This is a genomic window from uncultured Jatrophihabitans sp. (assembly GCF_964244045.1).
GTDB lineage: Bacteria > Actinomycetota > Actinomycetes > Mycobacteriales > Jatrophihabitantaceae > Jatrophihabitans.
The window spans coordinates 62,318-75,073 of the sequence record NZ_CAXTHK010000022.1 but is presented as its reverse complement, the minus strand read 5'-3'; the positions used below and the strand labels follow the sequence as shown (position 1 = coordinate 75,073).

At 69.5% G+C, this 12,756-nt stretch carries 12 protein-coding genes; 5 read left to right on the top strand and 7 right to left on the bottom strand.

Translation table 11 applies throughout. The features are described 5' to 3' along the window. The 4 genes from ACFFC4_RS15920 to ACFFC4_RS15905 form a co-directional block, all read right to left on the bottom strand. Positions 1 to 561 (bottom strand): ethanolamine ammonia-lyase light chain EutC (locus ACFFC4_RS15920; RefSeq protein ID WP_375502600.1); only part of this gene is annotated, 561 nt, incomplete at its 3' end. Then, positions 558 to 1,958: an ethanolamine ammonia-lyase subunit EutB gene (locus ACFFC4_RS15915; RefSeq protein ID WP_375502598.1), complete on the bottom strand. Its 1,401-nt coding sequence runs from the start codon at positions 1,956 to 1,958 to the stop codon at positions 558 to 560. The genes ACFFC4_RS15920 and ACFFC4_RS15915, both read right to left, overlap by 4 nt. A 77-nt stretch (positions 1,959 to 2,035) precedes the next feature. After that, positions 2,036 to 3,487, bottom strand: a complete 1,452-nt coding sequence (locus ACFFC4_RS15910; RefSeq protein ID WP_375502596.1) for a hypothetical protein — start codon at positions 3,485 to 3,487, stop codon at positions 2,036 to 2,038. Between the two features lie 103 nt (positions 3,488 to 3,590). Beyond that, positions 3,591 to 4,106, bottom strand: coding sequence for a MarR family winged helix-turn-helix transcriptional regulator (locus ACFFC4_RS15905; protein ID WP_375502594.1), 516 nt, complete (start codon positions 4,104 to 4,106; stop codon positions 3,591 to 3,593). A 163-nt stretch (positions 4,107 to 4,269) separates the two neighbouring features. On the opposite strand from ACFFC4_RS15905, the gene ACFFC4_RS15900 reads away from it, so the two are divergent. Next, positions 4,270 to 5,496, top strand: a complete 1,227-nt coding sequence (locus ACFFC4_RS15900) for an MFS transporter (RefSeq protein WP_375502592.1) — start codon at positions 4,270 to 4,272, stop codon at positions 5,494 to 5,496. Positions 5,497 to 5,600: 104 nt separating this feature from the next. Here the strand turns inward: ACFFC4_RS15900 and ACFFC4_RS15895 are convergent, their stop codons facing one another. After that, positions 5,601 to 6,668 (bottom strand): alkene reductase, encoded by a 1,068-nt coding sequence (locus ACFFC4_RS15895; RefSeq protein WP_375502590.1) that lies wholly within the window; start codon positions 6,666 to 6,668, stop codon positions 5,601 to 5,603. A gap of 152 nt (positions 6,669 to 6,820) precedes the next feature. On the opposite strand from ACFFC4_RS15895, the gene ACFFC4_RS15890 reads away from it, so the two are divergent. Beyond that, positions 6,821 to 7,255 (top strand): MarR family winged helix-turn-helix transcriptional regulator, encoded by a 435-nt coding sequence (locus ACFFC4_RS15890; RefSeq protein WP_375502588.1) that lies wholly within the window; start codon positions 6,821 to 6,823, stop codon positions 7,253 to 7,255. After that, the gene (locus ACFFC4_RS15885) at positions 7,252 to 8,571 is read left to right on the top strand and encodes an MFS transporter (RefSeq protein ID WP_375502586.1); all 1,320 of its coding nucleotides are present in this window, start codon (positions 7,252 to 7,254) and stop codon (positions 8,569 to 8,571) included. The genes ACFFC4_RS15890 and ACFFC4_RS15885 overlap by 4 nt, the downstream gene beginning before the upstream one ends. 10 nt (positions 8,572 to 8,581) lie before the next feature. On the opposite strand, the gene ACFFC4_RS15880 is transcribed toward ACFFC4_RS15885, so the two are convergent. Next, entirely contained in the window at positions 8,582 to 9,994 is a 1,413-nt protein-coding gene (locus tag ACFFC4_RS15880) for a DUF4331 domain-containing protein (RefSeq protein ID WP_375502584.1), read from the bottom strand. A gap of 31 nt (positions 9,995 to 10,025) precedes the next feature. Next, positions 10,026 to 10,307, bottom strand: a complete 282-nt coding sequence (locus ACFFC4_RS15875) for a twin-arginine translocation signal domain-containing protein (protein ID WP_375502582.1) — start codon at positions 10,305 to 10,307, stop codon at positions 10,026 to 10,028. 184 nt (positions 10,308 to 10,491) lie between these two features. Here ACFFC4_RS15875 and ACFFC4_RS15870 point away from each other — a divergent pair, with 184 nt between their 5' ends. Next, complete coding sequence (locus tag ACFFC4_RS15870) at positions 10,492 to 12,114, top strand: alkaline phosphatase D family protein (protein ID WP_375502580.1); 1,623 nt, start codon at positions 10,492 to 10,494, stop codon at positions 12,112 to 12,114. Positions 12,115 to 12,175: 61 nt separating this feature from the next. After that, a complete protein-coding gene (locus ACFFC4_RS15865) occupies positions 12,176 to 12,730 on the top strand; it encodes a MarR family winged helix-turn-helix transcriptional regulator (RefSeq protein ID WP_375502578.1) in 555 nt (184 codons plus the stop codon). The last annotated feature ends 26 nt before the right edge of the window (positions 12,731 to 12,756 follow it).

The window sequence follows — 12,756 nt, the reverse complement described above, 5'->3', positions numbered from 1 at the left end:
ACACCGGTCACCACGATCAGGAACCCGACTTACACCACTCGGCGGGACTCTCCCCGGTCGTTCGCCGATGAGCACGAGAACGGCCCGCACCCCGAGCGCAGCGCCGATGTGATCGCCGAGCGCAACACGCGCCTGAGTGACGATCACTGGGACGGCCACGCTCGCGGTTATCGTCCCCAGCAACGCCTCGAGGAACGGCACAGCGTGGGTCGACACCGCTCGCGCCGACAACCCGTCGGCGAGCACCACCGCGAGGTCGTCCCCGTGCGCGGGCAGGTCCAGCTCGGACGCCGGCTCGCGGCCGAGGTCGGGACGGCGCAGGTACTCGGCGCGGTCGGCTGCCCGGCTGGTCACGACCACTGGATCGCCCAGCCAGAGATGCTTGAGCTTGGCCGACAGCGCTGCGACGTCCAGCTCGTCGTGCACGGCGTCGCGGGCCGCGGCGTGGGCGGCGCGGAACTCCAGCTCGGCCCTCATCGGCAACCCGTTGCCGGCCCGCCCCAGGCCGATGCGGGCCTGCGTCGAGCGCCGCAGGGCGTCCCAGAAATCGGGTGACGTCATGAGGTGATCGCCAACAGCGGCGATGCCGCCACAGGCAGCACTGTGCCCGCGTCGTCCATCATGCCGAGGCTCTGCAGCCAGGCCTCGAACTCCGGCGCCGGCCGGAGCCCGAGCGCAGCCCGCACGTACAACGCGTCGTGGTAAGACGTGCTCTGGTAGCCGAGCATGACGTCGTCGGCGCCGGGCACCGCTATGACGTAGGTACAGCCGGCCGCGCCCAGCAGCGTGAGCAGGGTGTCCATGTCGTCCTGGTCGGCCTCGGCATGGTTGGTGTAACAGACATCGACGCCCATGGGCACACCGAGCAGCTTGCCGCAGAAATGATCCTCGAGCCCGGCCCGGATGATCTGCTTGCCGTCATAGAGGTACTCGGGGCCGATGAACCCCACGACGGTATTCACGATCAACGGCTGCAGGTGGCGGGCCAGCCCGTACGCGCGCGCCTCGAGGGTCTGCTGATCGACCGGTCGCCCGCCGGTGCCGAGGTGCGCACCGGCCGACAGCGACGAGCCCTGCCCCGTCTCGAAGTACATGACGTTGGTGCCGACTGTCCCGCGCCCCAACCCGAGGGCCGCCTCGCGGGCCTGCTCGAGCAGCGCGATGTCCACCCCGAACGAGGTGTTGGTGCCCTGCGTCCCGCCGATGGACTGGAACACGAGGTCGACGGGCGCGCCCTCCTCGATCAGCTCGAGGGTGGTCGTGACGTGCGCAAGGACGCAGGTCTGGGTGGGGATGTCGTAACGCGAGCGGACGTCGTCGAGCAGGTGCAACAGGTCGCGGGTGACGCCAGGCGAGTCGGTCGCCGGGTTGATGCCCAGCACCGCGTCGCCGCAGCCGAGCAACAGCCCGTCGAGGGTGGCCGCCGCGACGCCACGCGGGTCGTCGGTGGGGTGGTTGGGCTGCAGCCGGGTGGCCAGCCGCCCCGGCAGGCCGAGCGTGTCGCGGAACGCCGTCACCACGGACGTACGGCGGGCGACCGCGATGAGGTCCTGGTTACGCATCAGCTTGCTGACGGCGGCGACCATTTCGGGCATCAGACCGGGCGCCAGCGCCGACAGCACGGATGTCGCCGTCGGCGTGGCCGCCACCTCCAGAAGCCAGTCGCGAAACGACCCGACGGTCAGGTGCGACACCGCGGCGAAGGCGTTCCGGTCGAGGGTGTCGACGATCAGCCGGGTGACCTCGTCGGACTCATAGGGCACGACGAGCTCGTCGAGGAAGGCGGTCAGCGGCACGTCGGCCAGCGCCCACTGCGCCGCGGCACGTTCGGCGGCGGACCCCGCGGCACACCCGGCCAGCTCGTCGCCCGAGCGCTGCGGTGAGGCGGCGGCCAGCAGGTGCGTCAGCCCGGCGAACTCGTAGGCGTGCCCGCGCAGGTGCTGGCGATAAGTGCTCACCTGGACAGTGTGCGGGCTGTGCCCTTACGTGCGTGCTGCCCGTGGCGTTGCCGCCGTGTTTCCCCCGCACCCTCGGCTCACCCATGGCGACGACCTGCGACCCGACGACGTCCGGCCCACATGAACAGTGCGCCCAGCACCGACGCCGAGAAAGCGACGCCCAGCAGCGTCTCGAGGTGCTGGCTGCCGGTGTTGGCGAGCGGTGCCGCTGCGGCCGGCGTGGGGATCGCGGTGATCTTGGTCTGCACGGTCAACGAGCAGTCGCCCGGCGCGGTGGTCGTCGTCGCTACCGGCATTCGGTCGAGCGGGGTCGCGCTCGCGACGGCCGAGCTGGACCCGCTCCCGGACTCGTCCTCGCCCCCGCACTCGGCGTCGACCGCCGGCGAGAGGGCACCGAACGTCAGCGTGTCGGTGCCCACCCGCAGCGCCTTTAGCTGGACGACGACGCGCGCGGTGGCGCCTGGAGCGATGGTGTCGAGCGGCCAGAACCGGGCCGAGGGTAGGGCGTGGCGCTGTGCGGACGACGCGGCGCGGCGCAACGGCTGTTGCTGCAACTGGGCGCGGAGCAACGACGGTGACGGGCCGGCGAAAACGAGCGCCGTCAAACCGCCTCCCAGGACGCTCGCATCAGAGCCATTGGTGATGGTGAAGTGTGCCTCGCTGGGGTGCTTCTCACCGAGGGCAAGGGCTACGGCGACCGTGTCGGGCGCAGGCCCGGGACCCAGGTTGTGGACGATGCCGGTGATCGACGCGCGGTGCCCGACGATGGTGCGCAGCGTGGCCGGGGTGAGGCTGACCACGAGCCTGCTGCGCTCGAGGACGTTGACCCGGGCGCTCACCGACGTCGGGGGGTAAACGTTGGTCCCGGCCGGCTGCAATACGACCCCGAAGGTGAGCGTGCTGTTCGCAGTGGCGTCCGTGGACACCTCCAGGTCGATCGCGACCAGGATGTTCGCGTGCGTCGGGAGGGCACCGACGCTGCAGGTGACCGTCGAGGGGTCACCCTGGCAGGTGAGGTCGGTGAACTGGCCGGCCGCCTTGTTCTTCCCGAACCAACCGTCGATGCGGTACACCGGGCCGGGTTCGTCGGACTCCAACCCCAACCCGCTCGGCAGGGTGATGACGACGGTGGCGTCCGACACGGCGGGCCCGTTGTTGACCACCTGGGCGTCGAACTCGAGGTACTCGCCGGGTGTCACCGACGCGGTCCGGTCCTCGCCAGTGCCTTCCGGCAGGCAGACGACGGGATACGACTTGTCGGCGTTCGTGGTGCACGGCGGTCCGTAGTCGGGCGGGGTCGGCGGCGCGGTGGCGGCCGGCTGGCGCGTCGCCGGCGAGGTGGACGCCGCAGTGGACGCCGGGGTCGCCGACGACTGCGGCGTGCTCGACGAGGTGCTGGACGGCGCGGGCTGGGTCGACGGCGCGGCCGCAGCGGTGGGCGACCCCACGGCCACGAGGACGGCTGCGGCGCCGGAGGTGGCGGCGAGCGCGATCAGCCGGGCGCGGGTGGCGAGCGGGAGGGCGCCCACGGCAGTTCCGATCGATAGTTCGCGGGAGCCGACCTCGTCGCGAGTCGGCCGATCATAGGACTCGACCGTGACCAGCCGTGGTGTGCCGGCCGTGCGTTCGAGTTCAGCGACGGCGGCGGGGCTCGTGGCTCTGCGCAGCGAGCACCTTCTCGAGCAGTGCGGCCAGGGCCGCCTGCTCGGCGTCGGTGAGCGGCCCGAAGACGTTCGTCTCGCCGACCTCGGCGTCGAGCACTGCGGTGCGGAAGAGGTCCCAGCCAGCGCGGGTCAGCGAGATCAGCATGCGCGTGCGGTTCTCGGGATCGGGCACCCGCTCGACGAGCCCGCGCTCGACCATCCGGTCCAGTCGGTGCGTCATGGTCGAGGCCGACACCCCGGCCGCGTCGGCCAGTTTGGACGGGTGCGAGCTGCCGTCGCGACCCTCGATGGCCAGGGCCTGCAGCACCGGCCACTCGGTCCGCGAGACGTCGATGGCCTCCAGCCGCGCGTTGTAGTAAACGTCCAGCCGGCGGGAGAGCCGCGACATCGCCGTGACGATGCGCTGCACGGTCTCGGCCGCGCCCGCCTCGGTGTAGACGCGCACGGCCCGCTCGTACTCGGCCCACGGCGTGCGTTTCGTCATGCGGGGACCCTACGTGCCGGTTCAGGGCCGGTGAGGGCGATCAACCCGGGACACCCCGACGGAATAAAAGCCCGAGGCAGTTGGCTAACATATTCGATATCGAAGTTCTAAGTTGCAGTATTGCCAATCGAAGTGCTAAATTAACCGAAGTGGATTAGTCGTCATGCGTTCGTCCAACCGCCGCCTGGCGGTTCTCCTGGTCGGTGCCTCGCTCGGGGCCATCGGCTGGGGTGCTGTCCTTCCGTTCCTCTACGCCGACATCGCGACGGCACGAGGCCTCGGCGCCTCCGTCGCCGCAGTGACCTTCTCGGCCTTCGCACTCGGCGCGCTGCTCGCTGCGCCGATCGCCGGCCGGCTCGCCGACCGCTCTCGCCCGGTGATCGTGGCCACCGCGGCTCGGCTTGGCATGGTGCTGGCCGTCGTAGCCCTCATGTACGCCAACGGCGCGGTGCCGATCTGGTGCGCGGCCCTTGCCTACGGCGCCTCGTTGGCCGTTGTCCAGCCCGCAACGTCCGTGATGGTGCTCGAGCTGACCCCGTCGGCCAAGCGTCGCGACGCCTTTGCCTGGCAGTTCATCGGCCAGAACCTGGGGCTCGCCCTGGGCGGCTTCGTCGGTGGGTACCTCGTTGACCTGACCAGCGCCACCGGATCACGCCCGGCGTACGCCTTCGCCGCGGTGTGCAGCGTGGCCAGTGCCGTGCTGGTGGCCATTGTCGGTCGCCGTGCCGAGCGCGAGCGGGTGTCCCTGGCGGAACCCGGCGACGATGTGGGTTACCGCGTGGTGCTACGCGCCCCGGGCGTGCGTTGGATGCTGGCCGTTACGGTGCTGTTGACCCTGGCCTGCTACGCACAGTTCGACTCGGGCCTGCCGGCGTACGCACTCAGTGTCCTGGACGTTCCGGCAACCACGCTCGGCACCGCAGTCGCCGCGAACGCAGTGCTGGTCGCGGCCCTGACCGCGCCGGTCGTGCGCGCCACCCGGCGGGTCCAGCCGGCTGTGCTGCTCGCCATCTGCGGCGTGCTGTGGGTGGGCGTCTGGCTCGTGCTGGCCGCACCGATGCTGCACACCCTGCCCGCGTCGGCATTCGTCATTGCCGGTTACGCGTTGTTCAGCGTCGGCGAGACGATGCTCGCGCCGGTGCTGACCCCGCTGGCCGCCGCGTTGGCTCCGGAAGGGGCCACCGGCCGCACACTCGCAGCCATGAGCGGCGGTCAGACGCTGGCCACCGCGGTCGGCCCCGGGCTCTCCGGCGTCCTGCTCGCCGTCGGCATGCCCGGCGGGTTCATCGCGATGCAGATCGTCTGCTGCCTGCTCGCCGTGGTCGGTGCCCGCCGGCTCGGACGCACCCTCGCAGTCCCGCGCCGCGAAGACGTCGCCCTCGCCCGCTGACCAACGAGCCCCGGCCCGAAACGGCACTTGTCCGCCGAGACGGCTGTGATCTCGGCAGAAATCACAGCCAGCTCAGCGGACAAGTGCGCTTGGGGAGAGCGGTTCTAGAGCGCCGGGTAGTCGGTGTAGCCCTCGGCGCCGCCACCGTAGAACGTGTCCTGGTTCGGATCGTTGAGCGGCGTGCCGTCACGCCAGCGACGTACGAGGTCGGGGTTGGCGATGACCAGCCGACCCACGGCCACGAGGTCGGCCAGGTCCTCGTCCAGCAGTGCCTGCGCGGACTCGCGGGTCGTGGTCGACCCGAAGCCGTCGTTGCCGATCACCGGGCCGCCGAAGCGGGAGCGCAGGTCACGGATCAGTTCGGCGCGTGGGTCGGCCAGGTAGGACAGGTAGGCCAGCCCGAGCGGGCGGATCGCGTCGACCAGCGCCCGATAGGTGGACGTCACGTCCGCCTCGTCCTGCTCGAGAACGCCCTGGATGTTGTGCGACGGCGAGATGCGCAGGCCGACGCGCTCGGGCCCGACGGCCTCGGCAACCGCGCTGACAACCTCGATCGCGAACCGGGCGCGGTTCACCGGCGTGCCGCCGTAGCTGTCGGTACGGACGTTCGACGACGGGGCCAGGAACTGGTGGACGAGGTAACCGTTGGCGCCGTGGATCTCGACGCCATCGGCCCCGGCATCGACCGCCGTGCGGGCGGCGTGCACGAACTCGGCCACGACACCGGCGATCTCGTCGGTGTCGAGCGCCCGGGGCGTCGGATACGGCTGCTGGCCGGTGGCCGTGACGATGCCGTCCGGCGCCGCAATGGCGCTCGGTGCGACGACGTCAGGCACCGGCTTGTTGTCCGGGTGCCCGATCCGCCCGGCGTGCATGAGTTGGACGAACAGGTGCCCGCCCTCGGCGTGCACGGCATCGAACACCAATCGCCAGCCCTCGCGCTGCGCGTCGGTGTGGATGCCGGGCGTGTTCAGATACCCCTGGCCAACGGCGCTGGGCTGAGTGCCCTCGCTGATGATCAACCCGACGCTTGCGCGTTGCCGGTAGTACTCGACGGCGATGTCCTGCGGGACGCCGTTCTCGTCGGCCCGGTTACGGGTCAGCGGGGCCATGACCACGCGGTTGGACAGCGTCAGCTTGCCCACGCTGATGGGCTCGAAAAGTGCAGTCATGCGTACTCCTTCGTTGCGGGATCACCAAGATCCCTACCCGGGCAAAGGCAGAGCGTCGGGCCGCCCTTCCCGGTGTGACCACTGGCACCGCGGGTATATGCTTGCCGACAGGCAACTAAATGGCGTCGTGCCTGCCGCGGGAGGGGTAGCTCATGGACGACGACGTCAACCGGCTGCGGGTTGCACTGGGGCGCATCTCGCGCACCGTCGAGCGCGAGGTCACGACGGACGGCCTGACGCGGACGACGATGTCGCTGCTCGGCACCCTGGCCCGGCACCGCACGATGGGGATGGGCGAGCTCGCCGAGATCGAAGGCCTGAACCCGACGATGGCTTCGCGGCTCGTCGGCAAGCTCGAGGACGCTGGTCTGGTTCGTCGCGTGCCTCACGACGACGACCGCCGCGCGGTGGTCGTCGAGATCACCACCGAAGGCACCCGCACCCAGAACCGGCTGCGCCGCCAGCGCACGACCGCCCTGTCGCACTGGCTCGACGGCCTCGCCCCGGACGAGCAGGATGCGCTGCTGAAGGCTGTGCCCGCCCTCGAGTCACTTGCCGCCGCGATGCGCGGCGGGCCCGTCGGATGACGTCGGCCAACGCCTTCGCCCGCGACACGTTCGTCTCACTGTCGAACCGAAACTACCGCCGGTACTTCAGTGGCCAAGCCGTGTCGATGATCGGCACCTGGATGCAGACCGTCGCGCAGTCGTGGCTGGTGCTGCAGCTGACCCATTCCGGCGCCGCCCTTGGCCTTGCCGTGGCGCTGCAGACGCTGCCCGTGTTGCTGCTCGGCCCGTACGGCGGCGTGGTCGCCGACCGCGTCGACAAGCGCCGGTTGATGATGGCGTTGCAGTCCATGATGGGCGTCCTGGCCCTCGTCCTCGGCCTGCTCACCGTCACGCACGTCGTGACGTTGTGGGAGGTGTACGTCCTGGCCTTTCTGCTCGGTCTGAACAACACCTTTGAGAACCCGGCTCGCCAATCGTTCGTACTCGAGATGGTCGGGCCCGAGCACCTGCGCAACGCCGTCAGCCTGAACTCGGTGCTGGTCAACGCGGCGCGGGCCGTCGGGCCGGCGTTCGCGGGCGTGATCATCGCTGTGGGTGGCACCGGCATCTGCTTCCTGCTCAACGCAGCCAGCTTTGTCGCGGTGGTCATCTCATTGGCGCGCCTGGACACCTCGAAGCTGTCGCCCGCTCCCCCGACGCGGCGCGGGAAGGGTCAGGTTCGCGAAGGGCTCGTTTACGTGTCCCGCACACCCGAGCTCGGCGGCCCGCTGCTGATGATGGCCCTCGTGGGCTGCCTGGCCTATGAGTTCCAGGTGGTGCTGCCCGTCGTGGCCAGCGACACCTTCCACGGTGGCTCGACGGCCTACGGCTTCATGACCGCCGCGATGGGCGCGGGCGCCGTGGTAGGCGGCCTCTATGTCGCAGCCCGCGGGCGGACGGGTCTGCGCGCATTGACGACGTCGGCAGCGGTCTTCGGCGTCGCCATCGGGCTGGCTGCGGTCGCTCCGACGCTCTGGACGGAGCTGGCAGCACTCATCCTCGTGGGCGGTGCCAGCGTGGGTTTCCTGTCGAAGGGCAACAGCACGCTGCAGCTCACGGCCGAGCCGGGCATGCGTGGACGGGTGATGGCTCTGTGGGCCGTCGCGTTCCTGGGCTCGACGCCCATCGGCGGCCCGATCGCGGGCTGGGTCTCCGACGCCTGGGGCGGCCGGGCCGGGCTGGCCCTGGGTGCGGTCGCCTGCCTCGTCGCGGCCGGCCTCGGCGCGGCGGTGACGGCCCGCGACGCTCGACGCACCTCCGCCGACGACAGTGCCGCTAACGACAGTGCCGCCAACGACGACGACGGGGCAGTGGTGCCTGAACACCACCACCCCGCCGTCATGCCGAGGTCCTAACGGGGTGTTATCAGGCCGCCGGCGTCGGCTGCGTCGTTCCGTAGCCACTGGCCGGCGGGGCCAGGTACGGGAACCGGTCGAGCAACGGCAGGTTCGTGTAGGTCGAACCGTCGCGCAGCGAGTCCCCCTTGGCCACGATGTCGTCGGGCGTGAAGCTCTTGTCGACCAGCGGGATAGTGAGCCCGGCGAGCGCCCGGATCTCGATCGTCGTCACGTCGTCGATGACGCGACGCCCGTTCGGGAAGCCGGCGAAGTCCCCGGCAACTACACCGAGGTTGTTCTCGCTGCCCTTTGCGGTGGGTGGCACGGCCAGGTTCAGCCGCAGCATGTCGGCCTCCACCGGCCCCGTGTACGTGGTGGCCTTGCCGCCCAGCACCGATGCCGGGATGCCGGTCAACAGGATGGCGGCAAGGTCCGCACGCGGCTTCGTGTACGCCTTCAGGTTGGGGAACGCACCCGGGTAGAGCACCGGCAGCAGGCCGGCGAACTCGGGTTTGGTCACGTACTGCGCGTAGGCGCTGTCGCCCGCCGGGGCCGAGTGGTTCCACTTGTCCTTCACGGCCATTGGGTTGATGACCTCGTTGAACAGCGGGTTACCGAGTCGGGAGACCTGCGTGTTCTTGCCGTACCCCTTGTAGGTGGCCGTCTTGGTGTCGAAAAGCCGACCCGAGGAGCGATAGGTGCTGGACCACACGCCGATGACGGAGGTGGACTTGGCCGGATCGGTCGGCTTCTTGCCGCCGACGGCCAGCTCGGTGATCGGCACCTGCAAGGCGATGGTGTGCACGTTGAGCCCCATGAGGCCGTTCTCGCCGGCCATCGCGGCCAGCGGGATGAGGTGCGCCGGGTTCAACGGACGCAGCCCGCCGAGGTCGAAGATGCTGCCGAGGTCGACGAAGAACGAATCCGAACGCTGACCGGCGAACACCTTGCGGCCGGCCGAGAGTGAATGGACCGCCTTGCTGCCCAGGTTCGCCTCGTAGTTCGGAGTGCTGCGGACGCCGACGTTGCACGGCGGCACGGCCAGTCCCTTACCGAGGGACGTAGCGGTGAACTTGCCGCTCTTCGCGAAGACGATCTTGGTGATGGAGTAGCTCTGCGGGCGGTTCCAGTTCGCCGAGCTGAGGCTGTTGATCGGGCCGGTGTTGTACAGGAAGGTCTTCGGATTGCGGATGATGGTGTGGAAGCGGAACTGGTACTGGATGTTCGGCTTCGACGTGCCGTCGTTGGAGATGTTGATCGTGTAGATGACGTCGTCGGCGAACTCACTGAAGTTCGGGCCGCCGTACGGGATCTCGAACGGGTTGAAGCTGCAAATCAGGTTGACCTTGCTCGGGTCGTTGGTGTCGACGAAGGCGTAGACGTCGGTGTTGTCGGCGGCCGCATCCTTGGAGATCGCGGGTGCTTCGCGGTGCGAGGACATGAATAACCTTTCGGTGAGGTGAAGGACCCGGTCAGACGGACTTGGCGGCGTGCATGGCGTGGGCGAGGCGGGCGACCAGCTGGTGATCGATCACGGTGTACTCGTGGCCTTCGACCATGAGTGCAACCTTTCCGGTGGACACGTCCTCGACGTAGGCGACCAACGATGCTTCAGCGCCGTCGGGCAGTGCGAGCGTGTCGGGGTCTTTGCGCGTCGCGGCGTGAGCGGCGGACGGGACCACGGCTACTGCGCCGGCGACTGCCACCCCCGTTCCCGCAACCTTGAGAAAACCTCGGCGAGTGGAGTCGGACATGGTTCCTCCTGGCAGGAAAGGACGGGCGTAGAGGCCGTCTGTCCCAGTGTTCGCGGTCACAGGCAAGTTCGGATGCGTTTTCTGCGAAACTTTTGATTCTTCTTCGGACCGGTTCGATAGCGGGAACTAGGGTGGAACTCATGGCCCACCGGGGACCGCTCGTCTGCCAACCTGTGCACCGCCCGTGACCCGCCTGCTGATCGGCCCCGTCCTTCGACACGTGGGCAGCACCGACGCCACCGTCTGGGTCGAGACCGACGAGCCCTGCGAGGTGTCGATCCTCGGATCATGCGAGCACACTTGGACCGTCGGCGGGCACCACTTCGCGCTCGTCCATGTGCAGGGACTCGCGCCCGACGAGGCGACGCCGTACGACGTCCACCTCGACGGCGAGCAGGCTTGGCCACCGTTCGAGTCGAGCCGACCTCCGTCGCGCATCCGCACCCTGCCCGAAGACGCGACCGAGGTGCGCCTTGCCTTCGGGTCGTGCCGCTACGGTCGCGCGGCGGTGAAACTGGCCGACAAGCACTTCGACGCCGACGCGCTGGCCTGCTACGCCCGCGAGCTGGCCGACCAGGACGAAGCGCGGTGGCCACACGCGATGATCATGCTCGGCGACCAGGTGTACGCCGACGAGACGTCCCCGCAGACCCAGCGCCGCATCAGGGCCAAGCGCGACATCACGAACGGCGCGAAGGACCAGGTCGCGGACTTCGAGGAGTACACCTGGCTCTACCTCGAGTCCTGGACCGACCCGGACGTGCGCTGGCTGATGTCGACGATCTCCAGCTCGATGATCTTCGACGACCACGACGTACGCGACGACTGGAACACCTCGCACGCCTGGCGGGTCGAGATGCAGCAGACCGATTGGTGGCAGGAGCGCATCATCGGCGGTCTGACGTCGTACTGGGTGTACCAGCACCTCGGCAACCTGGGCCCGGCCGAACTGGCCGACAACGAGCTGTACCAACGCGTCCGCGCCCACAGTAGCGACACCGACCAGCTGCTGCGCGCGTTCGCCACCGAGGCCGACGCCGAGGCCGACGGCGCGAAGGGCACCCGCTGGTCCTACCGCCGCGACTTCGGCCGCACCCGGCTGGTGATGATCGACTCACGGTGCGGGCGCATCCTCGCCGAGGGCGCGCGCAGCATGGTCAGCGACGAGGAGTTCAGCTGGATCGAGGAGCAGACGGTCGGCGACTACGACCACCTGCTCGTCGGGACTTCGCTGCCGTGGCTGCTGACCCGCGCGTTGCACGACCTCGAGGCCTGGGACGAGGAGCTGTGCAACGACCGGCACGGGCGGCGGTTGAACCGATTCGGCGAGTGGTTGCGCCGGGCGGCCGACCTCGAACACTGGGCGTCGTTCCATAACGGCTTTGAACGCCTCGCCGAGCTGCTCGGACGCGTTGCCGGCGCTGCGGATGCGCCGGCTTCCGTGTGCGTGCTGTCGGGCGACGTCCACCACGCCTACGTCGCCGAGGCGCATTACGGCGTCCCCCTGAACGCCCGGGTGTTCCAGCTGACCTGCTCTCCCCTGCACAACTACGTCCCCTGGTTCATGAAGATCGTGTTCCGGCTCTTCTGGAGCGCCCCGGCCGAACGCTTCGTGCGAGCACTGCTCAGCCTTGTGGCGCCGGTGCCGCCGTCGTCGCTGCGCTGGTCACGGGTGGCGGGCCCGCACTTCGGCAACGACCTGGCCGAGTTCATCGCCCACGGTCGGCAGGCCGAGACCGTGCTGCGGCAGTCGAGTGCGCAACGTGAGATCCAGCTGACGGAGGTCTCGCGCGTCCGACTCGCCTGAACCAGGCTGATCCGCGACGTCGCCGCGGCCGGGCGGGACAAACCGTCGGTAATGTTCGAACGTGTCTGAATCAGGGACGGCCGACGACGAACTGGTCGCTCACTGGCAGAGCATCCGGGTTGGGACGGCCGCCGTGCAACACCGTCTCGACGAGGCCGTCGAGGCCGAGGGCGTCCCGGCGCAGTGGTTTGCCGTGTTGCACATGCTGCTGGCCGCACCGGACCACGGCCTGCCGATGACGGTGCTGGCCCGCGACCTCGCCATGACGTCGGGCGGTTTCACCAAGCTCGTCGACCGGATGGCCAAGGACGGGCTGCTGGACCGGCGCGGCAATGCCACCGATCGACGGGTCGTGCACGCCGCGCTGACCGAGCAGGGCCGCAATTCTGCGCGTCGCGCGGAACGGGTGTACCTGGAGACGCTGCGAGAGTCGCTGTTGACCCATGTGCGACTGGCCGACCTCGCCGCCGCCAGCAACACGCTCGATGCATTGAGCCGGGCGCACCTTGACGCCGCGGCGCTCGAGGCGGCAGCCCTGCAGGACCCTGCGCTGCTGACCACGCACCGCGACCCCGCCCTGCCGGAACGGCGTGGACGGGGCCGCGTGAGCGACTAGTCGAATTGGCCTGCAGACCGGACCCC

Excerpts from the sequence above, each read along its gene's own strand:
- ACFFC4_RS15905 (WP_375502594.1), bottom strand. The coding sequence starts at position 4,106 with ATGACGAAACGCACGCCGTGGGCCGAGTACGAGCGGGCCGTGCGCGTC.
- ACFFC4_RS15900 (WP_375502592.1), top strand. The coding sequence starts at position 4,270 with ATGCGTTCGTCCAACCGCCGCCTGGCGGTTCTCCTGGTCGGTGCCTCG.
- ACFFC4_RS15895 (WP_375502590.1), bottom strand. The coding sequence starts at position 6,668 with ATGACTGCACTTTTCGAGCCCATCAGCGTGGGCAAGCTGACGCTGTCC.
- ACFFC4_RS15890 (WP_375502588.1), top strand. The coding sequence starts at position 6,821 with ATGGACGACGACGTCAACCGGCTGCGGGTTGCACTGGGGCGCATCTCG.
- ACFFC4_RS15885 (WP_375502586.1), top strand. The coding sequence starts at position 7,252 with ATGACGTCGGCCAACGCCTTCGCCCGCGACACGTTCGTCTCACTGTCG.
- ACFFC4_RS15880 (WP_375502584.1), bottom strand. The coding sequence starts at position 9,994 with ATGTCCTCGCACCGCGAAGCACCCGCGATCTCCAAGGATGCGGCCGCC.
- ACFFC4_RS15875 (WP_375502582.1), bottom strand. The coding sequence starts at position 10,307 with ATGTCCGACTCCACTCGCCGAGGTTTTCTCAAGGTTGCGGGAACGGGG.